Source organism: Vreelandella sp. 162(4c), from assembly GCF_058152265.1.
Genome location: NZ_CM176981.1, coordinates 2,569,808 through 2,588,089, shown reverse-complemented (window position 1 = coordinate 2,588,089; position 18,282 = coordinate 2,569,808). Strand labels below are relative to the sequence as shown.

The window sequence follows — 18,282 nt, the reverse complement described above, 5'->3', positions numbered from 1 at the left end:
CCTATGGCTTTGTCACTTTACTGGGACGCAGCCAATCAATTTTTTCTAGCTGACGGCCTCGCGTAACGGCCAACGCGTAGTCGGTGACATCTTTAGCAATCGTAGATCCAGCCCCTATGGTAGCGCCTTTGCCTACCGAAACAGGTGCGACCAAGGCGGTGTTCGAACCGATGAAGGCGTTATCACCAATGTCGGTGTGGTGCTTGTTAGCGCCGTCGTAGTTACAGGTGATCGTGCCTGCCCCCACGTTCACGTCACGCCCCAATCGGGCATCACCGACGTAGCTTAAGTGATTAATCTTACTGCCCTCACCCACATCGGCGTTTTTGGTTTCAACGAAATTGCCCACCTTGGCTTTTACCGCCAACCGCGTCCCTGGGCGAAGTCGCGCAAAGGGGCCAACCTGGTTCAGGCCAGCTGCCACGGTGCCGTCTATCACGCTGTGGGGTTCTATCACGCTCTCTGCACCAATGGTGCTGTTTTTGATCACGCAGTAGGGGCCAATTCGTACGCCCTCGCCTAGTTCCACCTCGCCTTCAAATACACAACCCACGTCGATAAACACATCGTGACCGCAGGTCAAACGTCCGCGCACATCGAGCCGTTCGGGGTCGGCAAGTGCCACTCCTTGTGCCATTAACTTATCGGCCAACTGGCGTTGATAAACACGCTCCAAGCGGGCCATTTGCGCTCGATTATTAACCCCTTCCACTTCAACGGCGGAGGCCGGTTGGGCAGTGCATACCTTGATGCCTTCCGCTGCAGCCATGGCAATTACATCGGTCAGGTAGTACTCACCCTGGGCATTTTCTGCGGAGAGCTGCGGTAACCAGCGTTTAAGCTGGGCACTCGTCATGGCCATAATACCGGTATTGCATTCGGTAATCGCAAGCTCGGCGCTGCTGGCATCTTTTTGCTCAACAATCGCCACTGCTTCGCCTGCGTCGTCACGCACAATTCGCCCATAGCCCGAGGGGTCAGCTAGCGTTACCGTCAACAGCCCCATGTGCTGCTCATCCACATGGGCCAACAGCTCGCTCAGGGATTCCCGCTGCAGCAGCGGTACATCGCCGTAAAGGATTAACACCTTACCGCTCCCTAACTGCTCGAGCGCTTGCGCCACCGCGTGTCCGGTGCCCTTCTGTTCGGCCTGAACGGCAAACTTTACAGGCTTTTCTACCAGCACTTCGCGCAGTTGGTCAGCGCCATGGCCAATAACGACATGGGTGCGATCCGGCTGCAACCCTGAAGCGGTATCCAGCACGTGCTGCACCATTGGCTTGCCGGCCAAGGGATGCAGCACTTTAGGAATTTGTGAACGCATCCGCGTGCCTTTACCCGCGGCGAGAATGACAATATCCAGTTCTTGCATACTATTCACCTATTACTGATGGGTCAGCGGGCGCCGGGCTGTCTGTGGCGGGGCTGTTGGTCGCTGGGGCTCGTCGTTGTTCAATGCCCAACTCATTAACCAGTGTTTCCCCAAAATAATTAACAAATTCCGGGCTAGCAATGCTGCGCCACTGCTCGCCATCACGCACGAGCAAAAGCACTTTAAGGTTATTCTCAATGGCCAGTTGCATCGCCTCCTGTTCGCCAACCACCAGTAGCGCCGTCGCCCAGGCATCTGCCCAGGCATTGGAGGGATGGAAAACAGACACCGAGGCAAGCTGGTGGGTCACCGGCCGCCCCGTGCGCGGATCAATGGTGTGGGAAAAGCGCTGGCCATCCACTTCAAAATAGTTGCGGTAATCACCCGAGGTGGCCACCGACATACTCTCTAACGGGATAATATGCTGAGCACGCTGCTGGCCATTTTCAGGCACCTCAATGCCAACCTGCCAGGGCGTTTGTTCTTCCTCATCACGCAGGCCGCGGGCGATCAGTTCTCCGCCAATATTGACTAAGTAGTGCTCCAGCCCCTGCTGTTCCAGGTAAGCAGCTACGCGGTCAGTTCCATGGCCTTTGGCCACGCCGGAAAGGTCGACAAACACATCGCGGGTACGCCGCGCCTGCATATTTTGGGTGTCGATTTCTAGCGCATCAATGCCTACCTGGGCAAGCTCCTCGGACAGGGCATCGTCGGAAGGGACGGTTTCAGGCCGTGCACCGGGGCCAAAGCTCCATAAATTGACCAGGTCGCCTACAGTAATATCAAAAGCGCCGTGGCTGGCTTCCGCGACGGATTGGCTAATCGCAAGCACGTCAATAAGCTCATTGGAGAGCGGCTGCCACTCATCTAAAGGCGCTTCGTTGAAGGCGATCAGCTCCGAGTCATCCCGGTAGGTCGACATCGCCTGATCAACGCTCTCCAGCTCTGCTTTAAAGCCCTCTTCCAATTCAAGAGACTCGCCCTGAGTAAGCGGATCCATAATGGTCACCTGGTAGAAGGTGCCGAAAATATTGCCATCAAAGCGTACCGGTGGTTCCAGCGGTCGATCACTCTCTGAGCAGCCTGCCACGCCTAACCCCAAGCCCAGCAGTGAGCCCGTTACGATCAGTGCACGTCCCCACCTTGCTGTGCGTTCAACAGCCTTTTTCATCGTTGCTTTATCCTAAAAATAAAAGAACCACAGCAGCCAGGCGCCGAACAGCACGCGATAAATCACAAAGGGCTGCATTCCCAATTTTTTTATAACCACCAGAAAGTAGTGAATACACAAATACGCGCTTACTCCCGATAACAGGGTGCCCGCCAACATCGCGATCCAATCAATCGACTGTGGAGCGCTAAACAGCCCTACTGCTTCTAGGCCACCTGCCAGCACAATCACCGGGATTGATAATAAGAAAGAGAAGCGCGAGGCGCCTTCTCGGTTCATGCCCACCATCAGCGCCGCGGTAATGGTAATCCCCGAGCGCGAGGTTCCTGGGATGAGTGCTAGCGCCTGGGCACCACCAATAATAAGCACATCCTTCAAACGCAGTTGGTACTCGCTGCGCGTACCCTCTTTACGCCAATCGGCATACCCCAACAATAGCCCGAAACCAATTAAACTGAAGCCGATAATCAGCGTAGAGCGCATAAAATGAGAAATAACATCGTGCATTAGTAACCCAATAAGCCCCACCGGGATGGTCGCTAACGTCACCCATAAAGCCAGTCGTGCGTCTTCGTTCACTCCTTTGCCGCTGAGCGCAGCCAAGCTGCTAATGACCATCTGCCAAATTTCCTGCCGGAAATAGATAATCACCGCGGAGAGGCTGCCTAAATGTAGGGCAACATCAAAGGCTAGGCCTTGATCTTGCCACTCTGTCAGCACAGGCACCAAGATTAGGTGGGCAGAGCTTGAAACGGGTAAAAATTCTGACACTCCCTGAACAACCGCTAACACCACCACCTGGAGCCAATCCATAAAAAAATCCTGTGCATAGAAACAATTTAATGGTTGCAATGGCGCTTAAGGATACACATCCACCTATTCGTTGTCCGCCATTGCCTTTGCTGAGACTAGCCACCACTGACACACAAAGGTATCGTTTCACAGCCTGAAAGCAGTGGAGGCTATAGAGGATATAAGGAGTGCGCTACAATAGGCGTCTATTGAATGCGTGCGTCCTTGCAAGGTACCCATGACTCAGACCATCGATACGCCAGTGGTTCACGACCAAGCGCGACTTAGCCAAGAGGCCAAGCGCGTTACCTACATCGGAGCATGGCTGGATGCCCTGTTGAGCATCGTCAAAGTCGCGATCGGTTTTATGGTCGGCTCAGCGGCGTTGATTGCCGACGGCATTCACTCCCTATCAGACTTAGTCACCGACGGCTTTGTCCTGGCGGCCATTCACTATGGGCGTCAGGAGCCCGATAAAGACCACCATTACGGCCATGGCCGTATCGAAACCCTGACGACCCTGCTGCTGGGAAGCGTGCTAATTTTCGTGGCTGGCGCGATTGCCTGGTCGAGCCTGGATCGCCTGTTTAGCGGCGCCGACGTTAACGCCCCTGGCGCGCTGGCAATCGTGATTACTGTCATCGCGCTGTTTAGCAAAGAGTGGATTTTTCGCTACACCATGCGGGTTGCCAAGCGGGTAAAGTCAAAGTTACTCGAAGCCAACGCCTGGCACTCGCGCAGTGATGCATTATCCACTGCCGTGGTGTTGGTAGCTTTGGTGGGCGCCCAGTTTGGCTTGGGTTGGCTGGATGCCGTGGCCGCCATCATTGTGGGTTTATTAGTCGGCAAGGTAGGTTTGGACTTGCTGTGGGAGTCGGCGCGGGAATTGGTGGATACCGCACTACCAGAGGACGTACAGGATCAGATGCACGATGTTGCCTGCAGCGTTCCGGGGGTGGATAGTGTTCACGATCTGCGTACCAGGCAATCCGCCGGCTGGGTAATGGTCGACCTACACGTGGTGGTCGGGCCGAAAATTACCGTGTCGGAAGCCCACGAAATCGGTAACGAAGTCAGCCGTCGCCTACGCCACGAGTTCCCCGCACTGACCGACGTGATCTTCCACGTTGACCCCGAAGACGACGCCGGGGCGGGTGATCCTAGCCGCCTTCCCGGCCTTCCGCTCCGCCCTGAAGTAGAGGCTGCCCTGGATGCACGCTGGTACAAGCACCCTGTGTGGCGCACCCTGAACGAGCTCCAGTTGCACTACTTGGACGATAAGGTGTCGGTATCATTGATCATTGATGACGCAGTGCATCAGCCGCCCCAGTGCCTCGCTAGCCAACTAAAAGCGCTGGCTAGCGATATCGAGTGGCTCGGCCACGTCGAGGTGCTGTTTATCACCCGCGCCGCCAGTAGCTCGATGCGCTAGAGCCACTACCCGCTGGTTGTTTCCTCTTATAACCCCGTCAACAGCAGTGTGGCGATGCTGAAGTAGATCACCACCCCAGAGGCATCAATCAAGGTGGTGACCAGCGGCGCTGATGCCGTGGCAGGGTCGACCTTAAAGCGCTCGAGTACGAACGGCAGGCACATCCCCAACAGGCTGCCAAACAGCACGATGGTCACCATGCTCAAGGCGACCACCATTGCCAGCTCTTCTCCCCCGCGCATAATGCCAATAGGCGTTACCGCGATGGCCATGGTGATACCCAGTGACCCGGCGACAAGTAGCTCGCGGCCCAGTAGTTTGCCCCAATCTTTGACGCCAACGTCACCGGTCGCCATACCGCGCACCATCAACGTGGCTGCCTGAGCCCCGGCGTTACCGCCACTACCGATCAATAACGGTAAAAAGAATACCAGCGCTACCTGGGCGGCAATGGTCTCTTCAAAATAGGCAATCCCGGCCCCCGAAAACAGATTGGCAAAGACCAGCAGTACCAGCCAGAACACGCGTTTACGGTAGAGGCTCCAGAGCTTCACGCGGCTTACGCCATCTTCCAGTTGGCCGATCGACATCCCCTTGTGGAAATCCTCTGTCGCCTCGGATTCAGCAACATCCATCGCGTCATCGTGGGTCACTATACCGACCATGCGTTCATCGGCATCGATCACTGGCAGCGCCAACAAGTCATACTTCGCCACAATACGGGCGACATCTTCCTGGGCACTATCAACCCGTGTACTGATGACATCCTTGATCATAATGTCATCAACAATGGCGCCGGGGCGTGCCACCATAAGCTGACGCAGCGACATGGTACCGATCAGTTGTCCGTCGCTATCCAGGATATACAGCTGATAGACCGTTTCCGCATCCGGAGCGGTCTGGCGTACCCTCATCATCGCCTGCGACACCGTCATGCCGCTGGCTATGGAGACATAGTCAGAGGTCATGATGGCGCCTGCGGTACCCTCTTCGTAGCTGGCAAGCCGCTTCAGATCTTCTCGCTCGCGGTGAGCCATGCGACGCAGCAGTGCCTCACGACGGTCTTCATTGAGAAGATTGAACAGATCGGCACGTTCGTCCGACCCCATTTCTTCGAGCAGCTTGAGAACCTGACTGTCATCCAGCTTTCCTACCACCTCGAGCTGGCTCTCCCCAGGCAAATAGCCCAGCACATTGGCTGCCCGTTCCGCAGAAAGAATATCCAGAAGGGCGAGCGCCGCAGGCAGCTCTTCGTCATCCTCGATCATCTCTTCGAGCACTTCACCGATATCCGCGGAGCGGGTTTCGGCCAAACGCAAAGAGAGCACCGATTTACTGGGCACTTCCTTGCCCAACTCGTCGAGCAGCTCGGCTTTTAATTCCTGTAGGCTTTCATCATTCAGTGCCATGATTCTCCCCCCTTGCGCTTACAAGCGTCGTGCTGCCGAGCTAATCCATCACCCGGCCCATTCTACTGACCAAGCTCATCATACTTACTTATTTGACTACCAAACAAAAAAACGCCCCTTAAACCCTGGTAGCGGGTTTAAGGGGCGTTGGACACACGCCAAGTGCGTGAGTATTAGCCTTTACCCGCCTTTTTACGCAGCTGCTGAATCGTTCGCAGCTGTGCAACGGCTTCGGCAAGTTCAGCGGCAGCACGAGTATAATCGAGCTCCGATGACTTCTCATTAAAGGCTCTCAGCGCCTGCTGACGCGCTTCTTCGGCAGCGGCCTCGTTGAGGTCGCTGGCACGTGATGCAGAGTCGGCCAGAATCGTCACGACATTCGGCTGGACTTCCATGAAGCCCCCCGAGACAAAGAAGTTCTCTTCCTTGCCGCCATCGTGAATCACGCGTACCGGACCCGGCTGAAGCTCGGTCAGCAGCGGGGCGTGACCCGGCAAAACACCCAGGTCACCCATAATCCCGGAAGCAATCACCTGCTCAACGGTACCTGAGAAGATCGATGCTTCAGCGCTGACGATATTGCAAGTAAAGCTATTCGCCATAGCGAATCCCCCTAATGGACGGGATTACTTCTTCATCTGGTTGGCTTTCTCGACGGCTTCGTCGATGGAGCCGACCATATAGAAGGCCTGTTCCGGCATATCGTCGTATTCGCCAGCAAGAATGCCCTGGAAGCCACTGATGGTGTCTTTCAGTGAGACATACTTACCTGGTGAACCGGTAAATACTTCGGCCACGAAGAACGGCTGCGACAAGAAGCGCTGGATTTTACGCGCCCGGGAAACGGCCAACTTGTCTTCGTCAGACAGCTCGTCCATACCCAGAATGGCGATAATATCCTTAAGCTCTTTGTAGCGTTGAAGAACGTTCTGCACACCACGAGCGGTGGCGTAGTGCTCTTCACCGACGACCAGCGGATCCAACTGACGTGAGGTGGAGTCCAACGGATCGATCGCCGGATAGATACCCAGCTCGGCGATAGAACGTGCCAATACCACGGTAGCATCCAGGTGCGAGAAGGTGGTCGCCGGCGACGGGTCGGTCAAGTCATCCGCAGGTACGTAAACGGCCTGTACGGAGGTGATTGAGCCGGTTTTCGTCGAGGTAATACGCTCCTGCAGAACGCCCATCTCTTCAGCCAGCGTAGGCTGATAACCTACCGCTGATGGCATACGACCCAAAAGTGCCGATACTTCGGTACCCGCCAGGGTGTAACGGTAGATGTTATCGACGAACAGTAGAACGTCGCGGCCTTCATCACGGAATTTCTCGGCAATGGTCAGGCCGGTCAACGCTACGCGCAGACGGTTACCCGGAGGCTCGTTCATCTGACCATAAACCAGCGATACCTTATCGATAACGTTGGATTCAGTCATTTCGTGATAGAAGTCGTTACCCTCACGCGTACGCTCACCAACACCGGCGAATACAGAGTAGCCGCTGTGCTCGGTGGCGATGTTGCGGATAAGCTCCATCATGTTAACGGTCTTACCGACACCGGCGCCGCCGAATAGGCCAACTTTACCACCCTTAGCGAACGGGCAGACCAAGTCGATAACCTTGATACCGGTTTCCAGCAACTCGTTAGAAGCTGCTTGGTCGGCATAGCTCGGTGCTTTACGGTGGATCGGCATACGCTCTTGCTCACCGATCGGTCCCGCTTCGTCGATCGGTTCGCCGAGTACGTTCATAATACGGCCCAGCGTTTCCTTACCTACCGGTACGGAAATGGCGGCACCTGTGCTGGTCACGTCCATGCCACGCTTCAAGCCCTCAGTGGAGCCCATGGCGATGGTGCGCACCACGCCGTCGCCCAGCTGCTGCTGGACTTCGAGGATGGTCTCAACATCGGAGACCTTCAGCGCGTCGTAGACCTTGGGCACAGAGTCCCGCGGAAACTCTACGTCAATCACCGCGCCGATGATTTGTACGATACGTCCGCTCATCTTGGTTCCTCTCTAAAACCTGCAAATGAAACCTGTCTGCCGGGAGTCGCTTAAATAGTCGACTCCCTAGGCGTTATACGGCAGCAGCGCCGCCGACGATCTCAGAAATTTCCTGGGTGATGGCGGCCTGACGGGCCTTGTTGTAGACCATCTCCAGATCATCGATAAGGCCGCCTGCGTTGTCAGTGGCACTTTTCATAGCGATCATTCGGGCGGCTTGTTCACAAGCGCCGTTTTCCACTACCGCCTGATACACCTGCGATTCGATGAAACGAACCAGCAGGCTATCGAGCAACGCCTTGGCATCCGGTTCATACAGGTAGTCCCAGCTTCCGGGACGGGCGTTTTCGTTGTCTTGCTCAGCGTCTGCACCCATATCAGGCGACAGCGGAAGAAGCTGACGAACCACTGGCTTTTGTGTCATGGTGTTCACAAACTCGTTGTGCACCACGTAAAGCCGGTCGAGACGTCCTTCATCGTACGCTTCGAGCATGACCTTAATACTGCCAATCAGACCTTCAACGGTCGGGGCTTCGCCTAAACCACTCTTCGCCGCCACCAAATTGCCACCGTAGTTGCGGAAAAAGGTGCTGGCCTTAGCGCCCAAAGCGCAAAAATCCTGCTCTGCGCCCTGCTTTTTCCACTCGCTGGCCTGTTTGAGCAAGGCTTTGAAGAGGTTGTGGTTCAAGCCACCGCACAGACCACGGTCTGTAGAGACCACAATGTAACCAACGCGCTTAACCTCGCTACGCTCGACCATATAGTCGTGCCTGTACTCGGGGTTCGCGTCGGCAATGTGGCCGACCACATTGCGGATCTGCTTAGCGTAAGGCTGACTAGCTCTCATCAGATCTTGCGCTTTACGCATTTTAGATGCAGCCACCATTTCCATGGCGCTGGTGATCTTCTGCGTATTTTTAATGCTCCCGATCTGGGTGCGTATCTCTTTTGCAGCTGCCATAGCGATCTACCCTTCGTTCGTGGCTCTCAGAAAGCATGCAAACCCGCCCGCAGGCGGGCCAGACATTACCAGCTCTGAGTCGCCTTGAACTTCTCGAGACCCGACTTCAAGCTGTCTTGAATCTCACCATTGTAGTCGCCGCTCTGGTTGATCTTGTCGAGTAGATCAGCGTGCTCAGACTTCATGTAGTCGTGCAAGGCACGCTCGAAGTCCAGCACCTTGTTCACTTCGACATCATCCAGGAAGCCTTCGTTGGCGGCATACAGCGACAGCGCCATTTCAGCGATCGACATCGGCGAGTACTGGTTCTGCTTCATCAGCTCGGTGACACGTTGGCCGTGCTCAAGCTGCTTACGCGTGGCTTCGTCAAGATCAGAGGCAAACTGCGAGAACGCCGCCAGTTCACGGTACTGAGCCAGCGCCAGACGGACACTGCCGCCGAGCTTCTTGATGATTTTGGTCTGCGCCGAACCACCCACACGAGAAACCGACAGACCTGCGTTAATCGCCGGACGAATACCGGAGTTAAACAGGTTGGTTTCCAGGAAGATCTGACCGTCAGTGATCGAGATCACGTTGGTCGGAACGAACGCAGAAACGTCGCCACCCTGGGTTTCGATGATCGGCAGCGCGGTTAAGGAACCGGTTTTGCCTTTCACTTCACCGTTGGTGAACTTCTCAACATAGTCGACGTTAACCCGCGCAGCACGCTCAAGTAGACGCGAGTGGAGATAGAAAACGTCACCGGGGTAAGCTTCACGGCCGGGCGGACGACGCAGCAGCAGCGATACCTGACGGTAGGCAACAGCCTGCTTGGAAAGATCGTCATACACAATCAGCGAATTCTCGCCGCGGTCGCGGAAGTATTCGCCCATGGTGCAGCCGGAGTAGGCGGCCAGGAACTGCATTGGCGCCGGATCCGCAGCGCCAGCAGCGACAACGATGGTGTGCTCCATGGCGCCATGCTCTTCGAGCTTGCGCACCACGTTGGCAATGGTCGACTGCTTCTGACCGATCGCCACGTAGACACAGGTCACACCTTTGCCTTTCTGGTTGATGATCGCATCAATGGCAATGGCGGACTTACCGATCTGGCGGTCACCGATGATCAGCTCACGCTGACCACGACCGATCGGCACCATGGCATCGATCGATTTCAGACCGGTTTGAATCGGCTCATCGACGGACTGACGGGTAATAACGCCCGGCGCCACTTTCTCAACGGCGTCGGTCATGGTGGTGTTAATGTCGCCTTTACCATCAATGGGGTTACCCAGCGCATCGACCACACGACCAATCAGCTCAGGGCCTACCGGCACTTCGAGAATACGACCGGTACACTTGGCGGTCATGCCCTCTTCGAGCTGCAGGTAGTCACCCAGCACAACGGCACCCACGGAGTCACGCTCCAGGTTGAGTACCATGCCAAAGATGCTGTTGGGGAATTCGATCATTTCACCAAACATCGCGTCTTCGAGGCCGTGAATTTTCACGATACCGTCGGAAACGGTCACGATGGTGCCCTGATTATGGGCTTCGGATGCGACGTCAAGCTTTTCAATTCGCTGCTTGATGATGTCGCTGATCTCGGAAGGATTCAGTTGCTGCATGCCATGTCCCTCAGACTCAAGCGGTTAGCGCTTCGGAAAGGCGGTTCAATCGACCACGTACGGAGCCGTCAATAACGGTATCGCCAGCACGCAGGATGACACCGCCAATCAGCGACTTGTCCACCTGAGTAGTAATAGAGATTTCGCGATTCAGACGTTTCTTAAGCGCGTTCGCTAGTTTGGTCTTCTGCTTACTATCTAACTTGTAAGCAGAGGTGACGTTCACTTCAACCCGCTGCTCGTGTTCAGCACGCAGGTGCTCGAACTGATCAGCAATGGAGGCCAACGCCATCAGGCGGCCCTGGTCAGCCAAAACAGTCAAAAATCGCTGTAAAGCCTCATCCTGTTGCTCAGGAATAAGCTCGACAAGCAGCGACACTTTTTGCTCGCTGTCTAATTTGGGACTGCTTAGCCGATGGCGCACGACGTCATCTGCTACCGCAACACTTAAAAAACTCAGCGCTTGTGACCAACTATCAAGCGCCTCATGATCACGCGCGTATTCAAACGCTGCCTTAGCGTAAGGACGAGCGACGGTAAGTAATTCCGCCATGGTTCACCTCCTTACAGTTCAGCAGCAAGCTCATCGAGTAACTTGCGATGGGCTTGTTCGTCGACCGACGCTTCAAGAACACGCTCGGCACCCATAACGGCGAGATAAGAGACCTGGGCACGAAGTTCATCCTTAGCGCGATTCACTTCTTGCTCAATCTCGGAACGTGCACTCGCTACTAGGCGTTCGCCTTCGGCGCGGGCCTGTTCGCGGGCTTCTTCAACTATCTGGGCAGAGCGTTTGTTGGCCTGCTCAAGAATCTGAGAAGCTTGCTCCTTGCTTTCGCGCAGCGTCTGCTCCGCCCGCTCTTGAGCAAGCTCAAGATCACGGTTAGCACGGCTGGCTGCATCCAAGCCATCAGCAATTTTTTTCTGACGCTCATGAAGCGCGTTGCTGATCGGAGGCCACACATACTTTAAGCAAAACCAGACAAAGATCGCGAAGGCGATCGTCTGCCCGATTAGCGTCATGTTGATATTCACAGGAATGTACCTCTGACAAGTTCGTGGCGACCGGAGTGAAACAAAACCGAGCGCTTAACGCTCGGCTGAGCTGTCATTAACCGGCAACAACGAAGATCAGGTACATTGCGATACCAACACCGATCATCGGAACGGCATCCAACAGACCTGCCATTAGGAAGGTTTTGGTTTGCAGCTGGTCGCCCAGTTCAGGCTGACGCGCTGTAGATTCCAGCAGCTTACCACCCAAAATAGCGAAGCCAATGCCGGTACCTAGAGCGCCGAGACCGATCATGATGGAAGCGGCAATGTAGATAAGTTCCATGGTAATGCTCCTAGTTTTTCAAGTTAAAGGTCGAGGGTTGAGGTTAAGGGTTAATGTGTTTCAAGCATTGCTCGGATTAGTGATGCTCGTGTGCAGCGCTTAGATACACCACGGACAGCACTGTAAAGATGAAAGCTTGTAGTACGACGATCAAAATATGGAAAATGGCCCACGGCACATCCAGCACCCAGATAGCCCAGAACGGCAGCATGGCGATCAAAATAAAGATCACTTCCCCGGCAAACATGTTGCCGAACAGACGCATTGCCAAACTAAACGGTTTAACCAGCAGCGCGACAATTTCCAGCAGGAGGTTAAAGGGAATCAGCGCCCAGTGGTTAAACGGGGTCAATGACAGCTCTTTGGCGAAACCACCCACGCCTTTAACCTTAAAGCTGTAGTAAAGGATCAGTCCGAATACCCCTAATGCCAAACCCAGCGTGGCGTTCACATCGGTGGTGGGGACAATTTTCATGTAGTCCACGCCCAGCTTGCTGAACAGCACGGGGAAGTAGTCGACCGGAATAATTTTGAGCGTGTTCATGAACAGAATCCACACGAACAACGTCAACGCGAGGGGAGCGATGATCGGGTTATGCCCTTTAAATGTCCCCTTGATCATGTCCTCGACAAACTCTACGACCATCTCAACGGCATTTTGCAGACCACTGGGTACTCCCGTGGTGGCCATTTTGCCCGCTTTGCGGAAAATCCAGATAAACAGCAACCCCATGGCAATCGACCAGCCCATGGTATCCAGGTGAATGGCCCAAAAGCCCATTTCACTTGCTTCTTCTGCTGAATGCGCCAGCGACCAGCCGTTCTCAGGATGGTTGCCAAAGGTCAAATTCTGCAAGTGGTGCTGGATATAGTAAGTCGTTGAGACTTCGTTTCCTGCGGCCATGGATGTGTCACCTCAATCAGTTGTGCAATTTTCTAGGCATTAGCGTTTTTTGGCATTAACCAAGGCGTAAGCCAATGCGTTAGAACAACTGCAACATAAGCATAAAAAAAGAAAGTAGGGTTTGAGGGGGGCGCTGCCACGAACACTGCAACAAACAGTGCCACCGTCAAACCAAACTTGCCTGCCTCGGCGCGAAACAGGCGCATCGCTGCCTTTGAAGGGCTACTCGCGCGTAAAACCCCCATTCGTTTGATAAAAAAGGCGTGCGGTAATAAGGCTACCAGCGCCCCTTTAAAAACCGATGACACGCCTTCTAAATCGGCGACTAGATAGGCGGCCAACATACCAACGAAGGTGATCATCAGTTGCGCGATCGTGAGCCGAACGATGTAGGCTTTTCGACGCTGGGTTTCGTATCGCTGCATACCGGCCCAGCCTCACTGATAAAAACCAATACCTCGACCAGCTAATAGCTAGACAAACCAAGGCAACCTGCACAAATCTTGCGCGATTATAGGGAAGCGCTATCACACCTTCAACCGAAGTCGCACCGATTTTGCCCGCTTAAGGGCTGATTTGCGACCAAAGGGGGAAAACGTGTGCGCTTCTTACGTGATATTGAATAGCCTGCTATTTAATATGATTCAAGATGCCATCCAATTCTTCGAGGCTGGTATAACGTATCGTTAACTTACCTTTGCCTTTTTGACCATGATCAATGGAGACAGGCGCACCGAGCAGTTCGCCAAGATGTGTTTCAAGCTTGGCCACATCGGGCTGCTTGCTTTGACGGTTAGGCGTTTTGGTTGGTGTTTGGCTGGTTTGGACTTTTTTCACCAGCGCTTCGGTGGCCCGCACCGTCATATCGTTATTGACCACCTCATGAGCCACCTGCCGCTGCTGGGTGCTGTTCAGCGTCAGCAAAGCTCTTGCGTGGCCCATATCCAGGTCACCCCGTTCGAGTAGGGTTTGCACTTCCGGATCTAGCGCCAGCAGGCGCAACAGGTTGGCTACCTGGGTGCGCGATTTACCCACTGCGTCGGCAATCTGCTGCTGGGTAAGCTCAAACTCTTCGCCCAGGCGCTTGAGCGCCATGGCTTCTTCGATGGCGTTGAGGTTTTCACGCTGAATGTTTTCGATCAGCGCCAGCGCCAGGGCAACTTCATCGCTGACTTCCCGGATCACCGCCGGGATAACGTCCAGCTCAGCAAGTTGGGCTGCCCGCCAGCGACGCTCACCGGCAATAATTTCGTAGCGATCCACGCCAATTGGACGCACGACGATGGGCTGCATCACGCCCTGGGCGCGAATGGAGTCTGCCAGCTCTTCTAGCGCTTCGGGCTGAATATCCCGGCGCGGCTGATATTTACCTCGCGTTAATTGCCCTAACGGCAGACGTTCAAGGCGATCTTCGCTAACGTCATCGGCCGCGGCACTACGCGCGGCGTCAGAAAGCTCCAACGGGGTGCCGCTACCGGCAAGTTCTAAGCTGTCACGGCGACGGGCACCGGCACCAATCAGGGCATCCAGGCCACGTCCCAGCGCGGGTTTACGCGTCATTCGCTTTTCCTCATTTTATAACGCTAGGCGACGAATCATCTCTTTCGCCAACACACGATAGGCCTGGCTACCACGGGAGAACCGGGCATATTGCGTAACGGGTAGCCCGTGGCTTGGCGCTTCGGCAACTTTGACGTTGCGAGGAATGGTCGTTTTCAACAGCATGTCGCCAAAATAGTCACGCAACTGCTTATCCACTTCCCGCGTTAAGCTGGTGCGCTTGTCATACATAGTGCGCAAAATGCCCGCAATGGCAAGATCAGGATTCACATTTTGCTTAATCTGCTCAACGGTATCGAGCAGGGCCGACAGCCCCTCCAGGGCGTAAAATTCGCACTGAAGAGGGATCAGCACGCTATCGGAAGCCGTTAATGCATTCACGGTTAGCATGTTCAAAGAGGGCGGGCAGTCGATCAACACTACGTCATAGGCATCCGAGACCGAAGCTAGTGCGTTGGTTAAGCAGCTCTCGCTTTTATCGCGATCTAGCAGCTCGACTTCGGCGGCGGTGAGATCACCGTTACCCGGCAGTACGTCGTACTTGACCGCCAGCTTTTTGACAATCGTATCAGCGGCCGTTGCTTCGCCCAGTAGAACGTCAAGCACGCTTTTATCGAGCTCATATTTATCGATGCCGCTGCCCATGCTGGCATGGCCTTGGGGGTCAAGATCCACCAGCAGTACGCGACGGTCGAGCGCAGCGAGACTGGCCGCCAGGTTAACGGCCGAGGTGGTCTTGCCCACGCCGCCTTTTTGGTTGGTCAGGGCAATGATCTGGCTCACTTACTCAACTCCTTCTGGGGGTCAGAATCAACATTCAGCTTTCACATTTAGCTTTCAACATCCAAGATCAGCAGCTGCCGCTGGGCCGCTTCAAAGGGTACTTCCAATAGGTGACGCTGATATAAACGTATACCGGCGGGCAGGTCGCGCAGTTCATCATCCGCCCCCGGGCCTTTCATGGCTAACCACTGGCCATCGGCGCTGGGTAGCTGGCGGGTCAAGGTGACAAAATCGACCAAGCTGGCAAATGCTCGGGAAATCACCTGATCAAAAGCGGCGGCTTCAAACTGTTCCACCCGCGCCTGTACGGGAGTGACGTTTTCAAGCCCTAACTCCATTACCGCCTGACGCTGAAAGCGCACCTTTTTGCCATTACTATCCAGCAGTGTTACATCAAGCTGGGGGGCTAATATCGCTAATACGATACCAGGAAGCCCAGGACCCGCACCTACATCCAGTAGCCGCGGCCCCTGCACATAGGGCAACACAGCGGCGCTATCCAACACATGACGCGACACCATGTCGTCCACATCGCGCACCGCTGTGAGGTTATAAGCCCGATTCCACTTGTGCAACAGTGCCAATAAGCCTAGCAGCTGTTGGCGTTGATGTTCGTCAACGGCGATGCCTAATTGGGTAAGGCCTTGATCGAGCCGTGGTGCAACGCTTGTAGGTAGCGTCTTCAACAGTGGGTTCAACGAACTCATCCGTTAACTACCTCAGCTGCGGCTACCAACCGGCGCTTTTTCAGATGCACCAGCAAAATAGAGACGGCCGCCGGTGTAACGCCTGAAATCCGCGCCGCATGAGCAAGCGTTTCCGGCCGCGCTTCAGCCAGCTTTTGGCGAATTTCGTTAGACAAACCTTCGACTTTTAAATAATCCAGCTCCGCAGGCAGTGGCGTGGCTTCGTGGCGCTTGAGTTTATCGATCTCATGCTGCTGACGATCGATATAGCCTTGATACTTAGCCTGAATCTGCACCTGCTCGGCGACTGCTGGGTCAGTGACCAGGGTGCCCTCAATGCCGGGTAGATTGGCCAAATCGCTGTAATTCAATTCAGGGCGTTTAAGCAGATCACTCAAGCAATACTCGCGAGTGAGCGGTGCCCCGGTTTTTTCGGCCACTTGCTCAGCCGCTGGGCTTCCCGGTTGTATCCACAGGATGCTTAGCCGCGCGCTCTCTTGTTCGATAGCCTCGCGTTTTTGGCTAAACGCTGCCCAGCGCGTGTCGTCGACAAGACCCAATTCCCGGCCCGCTTCGGTTAAGCGCAAATCCGCGTTGTCTTCCCGCAACAGCAGGCGGTACTCCGCACGGGAAGTAAACATCCGGTAGGGCTCTTTGGTACCCATAGTGATCAGATCATCAACCAGTACACCGAGATAGGCTTCATCGCGGCGGGGATACCAGGCGTCCAGCTCCTGAGCGCGGCGGGCGGCATTCAGGCCTGCGAGCAAACCTTGAGCACCGGCTTCTTCGTAGCCGGTAGTGCCGTTGATTTGACCGGCAAAAAACAGGTTGTGGATAAATTTAGTTTCCAGCGAGTGTTTTAAGTCTCGTGGGTCAAAAAAGTCGTACTCAATGGCGTAGCCAGGCCGGGTGATATGGGCGTTTTCCAAGCCTTTGATGGAACGCACCACCTGAATCTGCACGTCAAAGGGCAGCGAAGTCGAGATACCGTTGGGGTAGAGCTCATGGGTATCCAAGCCTTCGGGTTCGATAAACACCTGGTGGCTGGATTTATCGGCAAAGCGATGAACCTTGTCTTCTATCGATGGGCAGTAACGTGGCCCAATCCCTTCGATGACGCCGGAATACATCGGCGAGCGATCAAGATTGGCCAGAATCAGATCGTGGGTGTGCTGATTGGTGTGAGCAATGTGGCAACTCACCTGCTGAGGGTGCATCTCCCGCGATCCCAGGTAGGACATAACCGGCGTTGGGCTATCACCGGGCTGCTCTTCCAACTGGGAAAAATCCACGCTTTTGGCATTGATGCGCGGCGGCGTACCGGTTTTTAGGCGGTCAACCCGAAACGGCAGGGCGCGCAGACGTTCAGCCAGCGCGTTGGAAGGCGGGTCGCCCGCTCGGCCGCCTTTGCTTTGATCCAAACCAATATGAATCACGCCACCCAAAAATGTCCCGGTACACAGCACGACGCTGTCGGCATGAAAGCGAATGCCGGTTTCCGTGACGACGCCTCGTACGGTGTCGTTATCCACAATCAGATCACCAGCGGCTTGCTGGAAAATCGTTAAGTTGGGCTGGTTTTCCAGCATTCCGCGGATCGCTGACTTGTAACGGATGCGGTCAGCCTGGGCACGGGTGGCCCGAACGGCGGGCCCTTTGCTGGCATTGAGCACACGAAACTGGATACCACCCAAGTCCGTGGCAAGCCCCATGGCGCCGCCCAGTGCATCAATTTCCTTGACCAAGTGACTTTTGCCGATGCCGCCAATCGCGGGATTACACGACATTTGGCCCAGAGTTTCGATGTTATGGGTGAGCAGCAGGGTCTGACAGCCCATGCGAGCAGAGGCCAGTGCGGCTTCAGTTCCCGCATGGCCACCGCCGATGACAATCACGTCAAAGCGGTCGGGGTAATTCAAGAGACACCTCGTCTTGTGCCTGTCGGCACGGATGATGTGGCCAATGCAGTCGATTCTAGACGCAGCCACCTTAGATAAATGAGTCGGCAAGTATAAACCCCCTGTGTGTAACCGTCAGGTTTTTCCACACCCCAAATCGCTAAACCGCCTCTATTAATAACAACATAAATATAAAATAAGAGAAGTTCTGTAAATGTTGTAACTACTAGTGTGGACAATTTCTGTGTATAAGCGATTAATTATTAATTATTTCATCAACTTATATTGTTGACTTCTACATGTTTGAAGGCGGGAGTGCCTGGGTAGAAAGGGTGCTAAGCCTGTGGATGAAATAG

At 54.8% G+C, this 18,282-nt stretch carries 18 protein-coding genes; 1 reads left to right on the top strand and 17 read right to left on the bottom strand.

Going from position 1 to position 18,282, the window contains the following annotated elements:
• Position 1: 1 nt before the first annotated feature.
• Genes glmU through AC4EYZ_RS11860 form a run of 3 tightly spaced genes read right to left on the bottom strand, consistent with a single transcriptional unit; the run spans position 2 to position 3,356 of the window.
• Positions 2-1,372: a bifunctional UDP-N-acetylglucosamine diphosphorylase/glucosamine-1-phosphate N-acetyltransferase GlmU gene (gene glmU / locus AC4EYZ_RS11870; protein WP_474191639.1), complete on the bottom strand. Its 1,371-nt coding sequence runs from the start codon at positions 1,370-1,372 to the stop codon at positions 2-4.
• Position 1,373: 1 nt separating this feature from the next.
• On the bottom strand, positions 1,374-2,543 hold the full coding sequence (locus AC4EYZ_RS11865) for an FAD:protein FMN transferase (protein WP_022521058.1): 1,170 nt from the start codon (positions 2,541-2,543) through the stop codon (positions 1,374-1,376).
• 12 nt (positions 2,544-2,555) lie between these two features.
• On the bottom strand, positions 2,556-3,356 hold the full coding sequence (locus AC4EYZ_RS11860; RefSeq protein ID WP_027958510.1) for an undecaprenyl-diphosphate phosphatase: 801 nt from the start codon (positions 3,354-3,356) through the stop codon (positions 2,556-2,558).
• A 217-nt stretch (positions 3,357-3,573) separates the two neighbouring features.
• Between AC4EYZ_RS11860 and AC4EYZ_RS11855 the strand changes: the two genes are divergently transcribed.
• Complete coding sequence (locus AC4EYZ_RS11855) at positions 3,574-4,767, top strand: cation diffusion facilitator family transporter (RefSeq protein ID WP_022521056.1); 1,194 nt, start codon at positions 3,574-3,576, stop codon at positions 4,765-4,767.
• Positions 4,768-4,793: 26 nt separating this feature from the next.
• Here the strand turns inward: AC4EYZ_RS11855 and mgtE are convergent, their stop codons facing one another.
• From mgtE to mnmG, 14 genes are all read right to left on the bottom strand, one after another.
• Positions 4,794-6,176, bottom strand: coding sequence for a magnesium transporter (mgtE, locus tag AC4EYZ_RS11850; protein ID WP_009286337.1), 1,383 nt, complete (start codon positions 6,174-6,176; stop codon positions 4,794-4,796).
• Positions 6,177-6,349: 173 nt separating this feature from the next.
• The gene (locus AC4EYZ_RS11845; RefSeq protein ID WP_027958509.1) at positions 6,350-6,778 is read right to left on the bottom strand and encodes a F0F1 ATP synthase subunit epsilon; all 429 of its coding nucleotides are present in this window, start codon (positions 6,776-6,778) and stop codon (positions 6,350-6,352) included.
• A gap of 24 nt (positions 6,779-6,802) precedes the next feature.
• On the bottom strand, positions 6,803-8,182 hold the full coding sequence (atpD, locus tag AC4EYZ_RS11840) for a F0F1 ATP synthase subunit beta (RefSeq protein ID WP_009286338.1): 1,380 nt from the start codon (positions 8,180-8,182) through the stop codon (positions 6,803-6,805).
• A 73-nt stretch (positions 8,183-8,255) separates the two neighbouring features.
• Entirely contained in the window at positions 8,256-9,143 is an 888-nt protein-coding gene (gene atpG / locus AC4EYZ_RS11835; protein ID WP_141440222.1) for a F0F1 ATP synthase subunit gamma, read from the bottom strand.
• Positions 9,144-9,208: 65 nt separating this feature from the next.
• Positions 9,209-10,753 carry a F0F1 ATP synthase subunit alpha gene (atpA, locus tag AC4EYZ_RS11830; protein ID WP_041157451.1) on the bottom strand — a complete coding sequence of 515 codons (1,545 nt, stop codon included), beginning with the start codon at positions 10,751-10,753 and terminating at the stop codon, positions 9,209-9,211.
• Positions 10,754-10,769: 16 nt separating this feature from the next.
• Complete coding sequence (locus tag AC4EYZ_RS11825; protein WP_022521053.1) at positions 10,770-11,306, bottom strand: F0F1 ATP synthase subunit delta; 537 nt, start codon at positions 11,304-11,306, stop codon at positions 10,770-10,772.
• Positions 11,307-11,317: 11 nt separating this feature from the next.
• Positions 11,318-11,788 (bottom strand): F0F1 ATP synthase subunit B, encoded by a 471-nt coding sequence (locus AC4EYZ_RS11820; protein ID WP_022521052.1) that lies wholly within the window; start codon positions 11,786-11,788, stop codon positions 11,318-11,320.
• Between the two features lie 76 nt (positions 11,789-11,864).
• The gene (gene atpE / locus AC4EYZ_RS11815; protein ID WP_022521051.1) at positions 11,865-12,092 is read right to left on the bottom strand and encodes a F0F1 ATP synthase subunit C; all 228 of its coding nucleotides are present in this window, start codon (positions 12,090-12,092) and stop codon (positions 11,865-11,867) included.
• 76 nt (positions 12,093-12,168) lie between these two features.
• Positions 12,169-12,996, bottom strand: coding sequence for a F0F1 ATP synthase subunit A (gene atpB / locus AC4EYZ_RS11810; protein WP_009286341.1), 828 nt, complete (start codon positions 12,994-12,996; stop codon positions 12,169-12,171).
• 32 nt (positions 12,997-13,028) lie between these two features.
• Positions 13,029-13,421, bottom strand: coding sequence for an ATP synthase subunit I (locus AC4EYZ_RS11805; RefSeq protein WP_022521050.1), 393 nt, complete (start codon positions 13,419-13,421; stop codon positions 13,029-13,031).
• 205 nt (positions 13,422-13,626) lie between these two features.
• A complete protein-coding gene (locus AC4EYZ_RS11800; protein ID WP_009286342.1) occupies positions 13,627-14,556 on the bottom strand; it encodes a ParB/RepB/Spo0J family partition protein in 930 nt (309 codons plus the stop codon).
• A gap of 15 nt (positions 14,557-14,571) precedes the next feature.
• On the bottom strand, positions 14,572-15,339 hold the full coding sequence (locus AC4EYZ_RS11795; protein ID WP_009286343.1) for a ParA family protein: 768 nt from the start codon (positions 15,337-15,339) through the stop codon (positions 14,572-14,574).
• Positions 15,340-15,386: 47 nt separating this feature from the next.
• Positions 15,387-16,046, bottom strand: coding sequence for a 16S rRNA (guanine(527)-N(7))-methyltransferase RsmG (gene rsmG / locus AC4EYZ_RS11790; RefSeq protein ID WP_009286344.1), 660 nt, complete (start codon positions 16,044-16,046; stop codon positions 15,387-15,389).
• Entirely contained in the window at positions 16,043-17,947 is a 1,905-nt protein-coding gene (gene mnmG, locus AC4EYZ_RS11785) for a tRNA uridine-5-carboxymethylaminomethyl(34) synthesis enzyme MnmG (RefSeq protein WP_490204271.1), read from the bottom strand. The genes rsmG and mnmG overlap by 4 nt, the downstream gene beginning before the upstream one ends.
• Positions 17,948-18,282 lie beyond the last annotated feature (335 nt).

Bases quoted from the DNA above. Each gene is read 5' to 3' on its own strand.
- glmU (WP_474191639.1), bottom strand. From the start codon at position 1,372: ATGCAAGAACTGGATATTGTCATTCTCGCCGCGGGTAAAGGCACGCGG.
- atpA (WP_041157451.1), bottom strand. From the start codon at position 10,753: ATGCAGCAACTGAATCCTTCCGAGATCAGCGACATCATCAAGCAGCGA.
- AC4EYZ_RS11800 (WP_009286342.1), bottom strand. From the start codon at position 14,556: ATGACGCGTAAACCCGCGCTGGGACGTGGCCTGGATGCCCTGATTGGT.
- atpD (WP_009286338.1), bottom strand. From the start codon at position 8,182: ATGAGCGGACGTATCGTACAAATCATCGGCGCGGTGATTGACGTAGAG.
- mgtE (WP_009286337.1), bottom strand. From the start codon at position 6,176: ATGGCACTGAATGATGAAAGCCTACAGGAATTAAAAGCCGAGCTGCTC.
- AC4EYZ_RS11825 (WP_022521053.1), bottom strand. From the start codon at position 11,306: ATGGCGGAATTACTTACCGTCGCTCGTCCTTACGCTAAGGCAGCGTTT.
- AC4EYZ_RS11860 (WP_027958510.1), bottom strand. From the start codon at position 3,356: ATGGATTGGCTCCAGGTGGTGGTGTTAGCGGTTGTTCAGGGAGTGTCA.
- atpG (WP_141440222.1), bottom strand. From the start codon at position 9,143: ATGGCAGCTGCAAAAGAGATACGCACCCAGATCGGGAGCATTAAAAAT.
- atpB (WP_009286341.1), bottom strand. From the start codon at position 12,996: ATGGCCGCAGGAAACGAAGTCTCAACGACTTACTATATCCAGCACCAC.
- AC4EYZ_RS11845 (WP_027958509.1), bottom strand. From the start codon at position 6,778: ATGGCGAATAGCTTTACTTGCAATATCGTCAGCGCTGAAGCATCGATC.
- AC4EYZ_RS11855 (WP_022521056.1), top strand. From the start codon at position 3,574: ATGACTCAGACCATCGATACGCCAGTGGTTCACGACCAAGCGCGACTT.
- atpE (WP_022521051.1), bottom strand. From the start codon at position 12,092: ATGGAACTTATCTACATTGCCGCTTCCATCATGATCGGTCTCGGCGCT.
- AC4EYZ_RS11865 (WP_022521058.1), bottom strand. From the start codon at position 2,543: ATGAAAAAGGCTGTTGAACGCACAGCAAGGTGGGGACGTGCACTGATC.
- rsmG (WP_009286344.1), bottom strand. From the start codon at position 16,046: ATGAGTTCGTTGAACCCACTGTTGAAGACGCTACCTACAAGCGTTGCA.
- AC4EYZ_RS11805 (WP_022521050.1), bottom strand. From the start codon at position 13,421: ATGCAGCGATACGAAACCCAGCGTCGAAAAGCCTACATCGTTCGGCTC.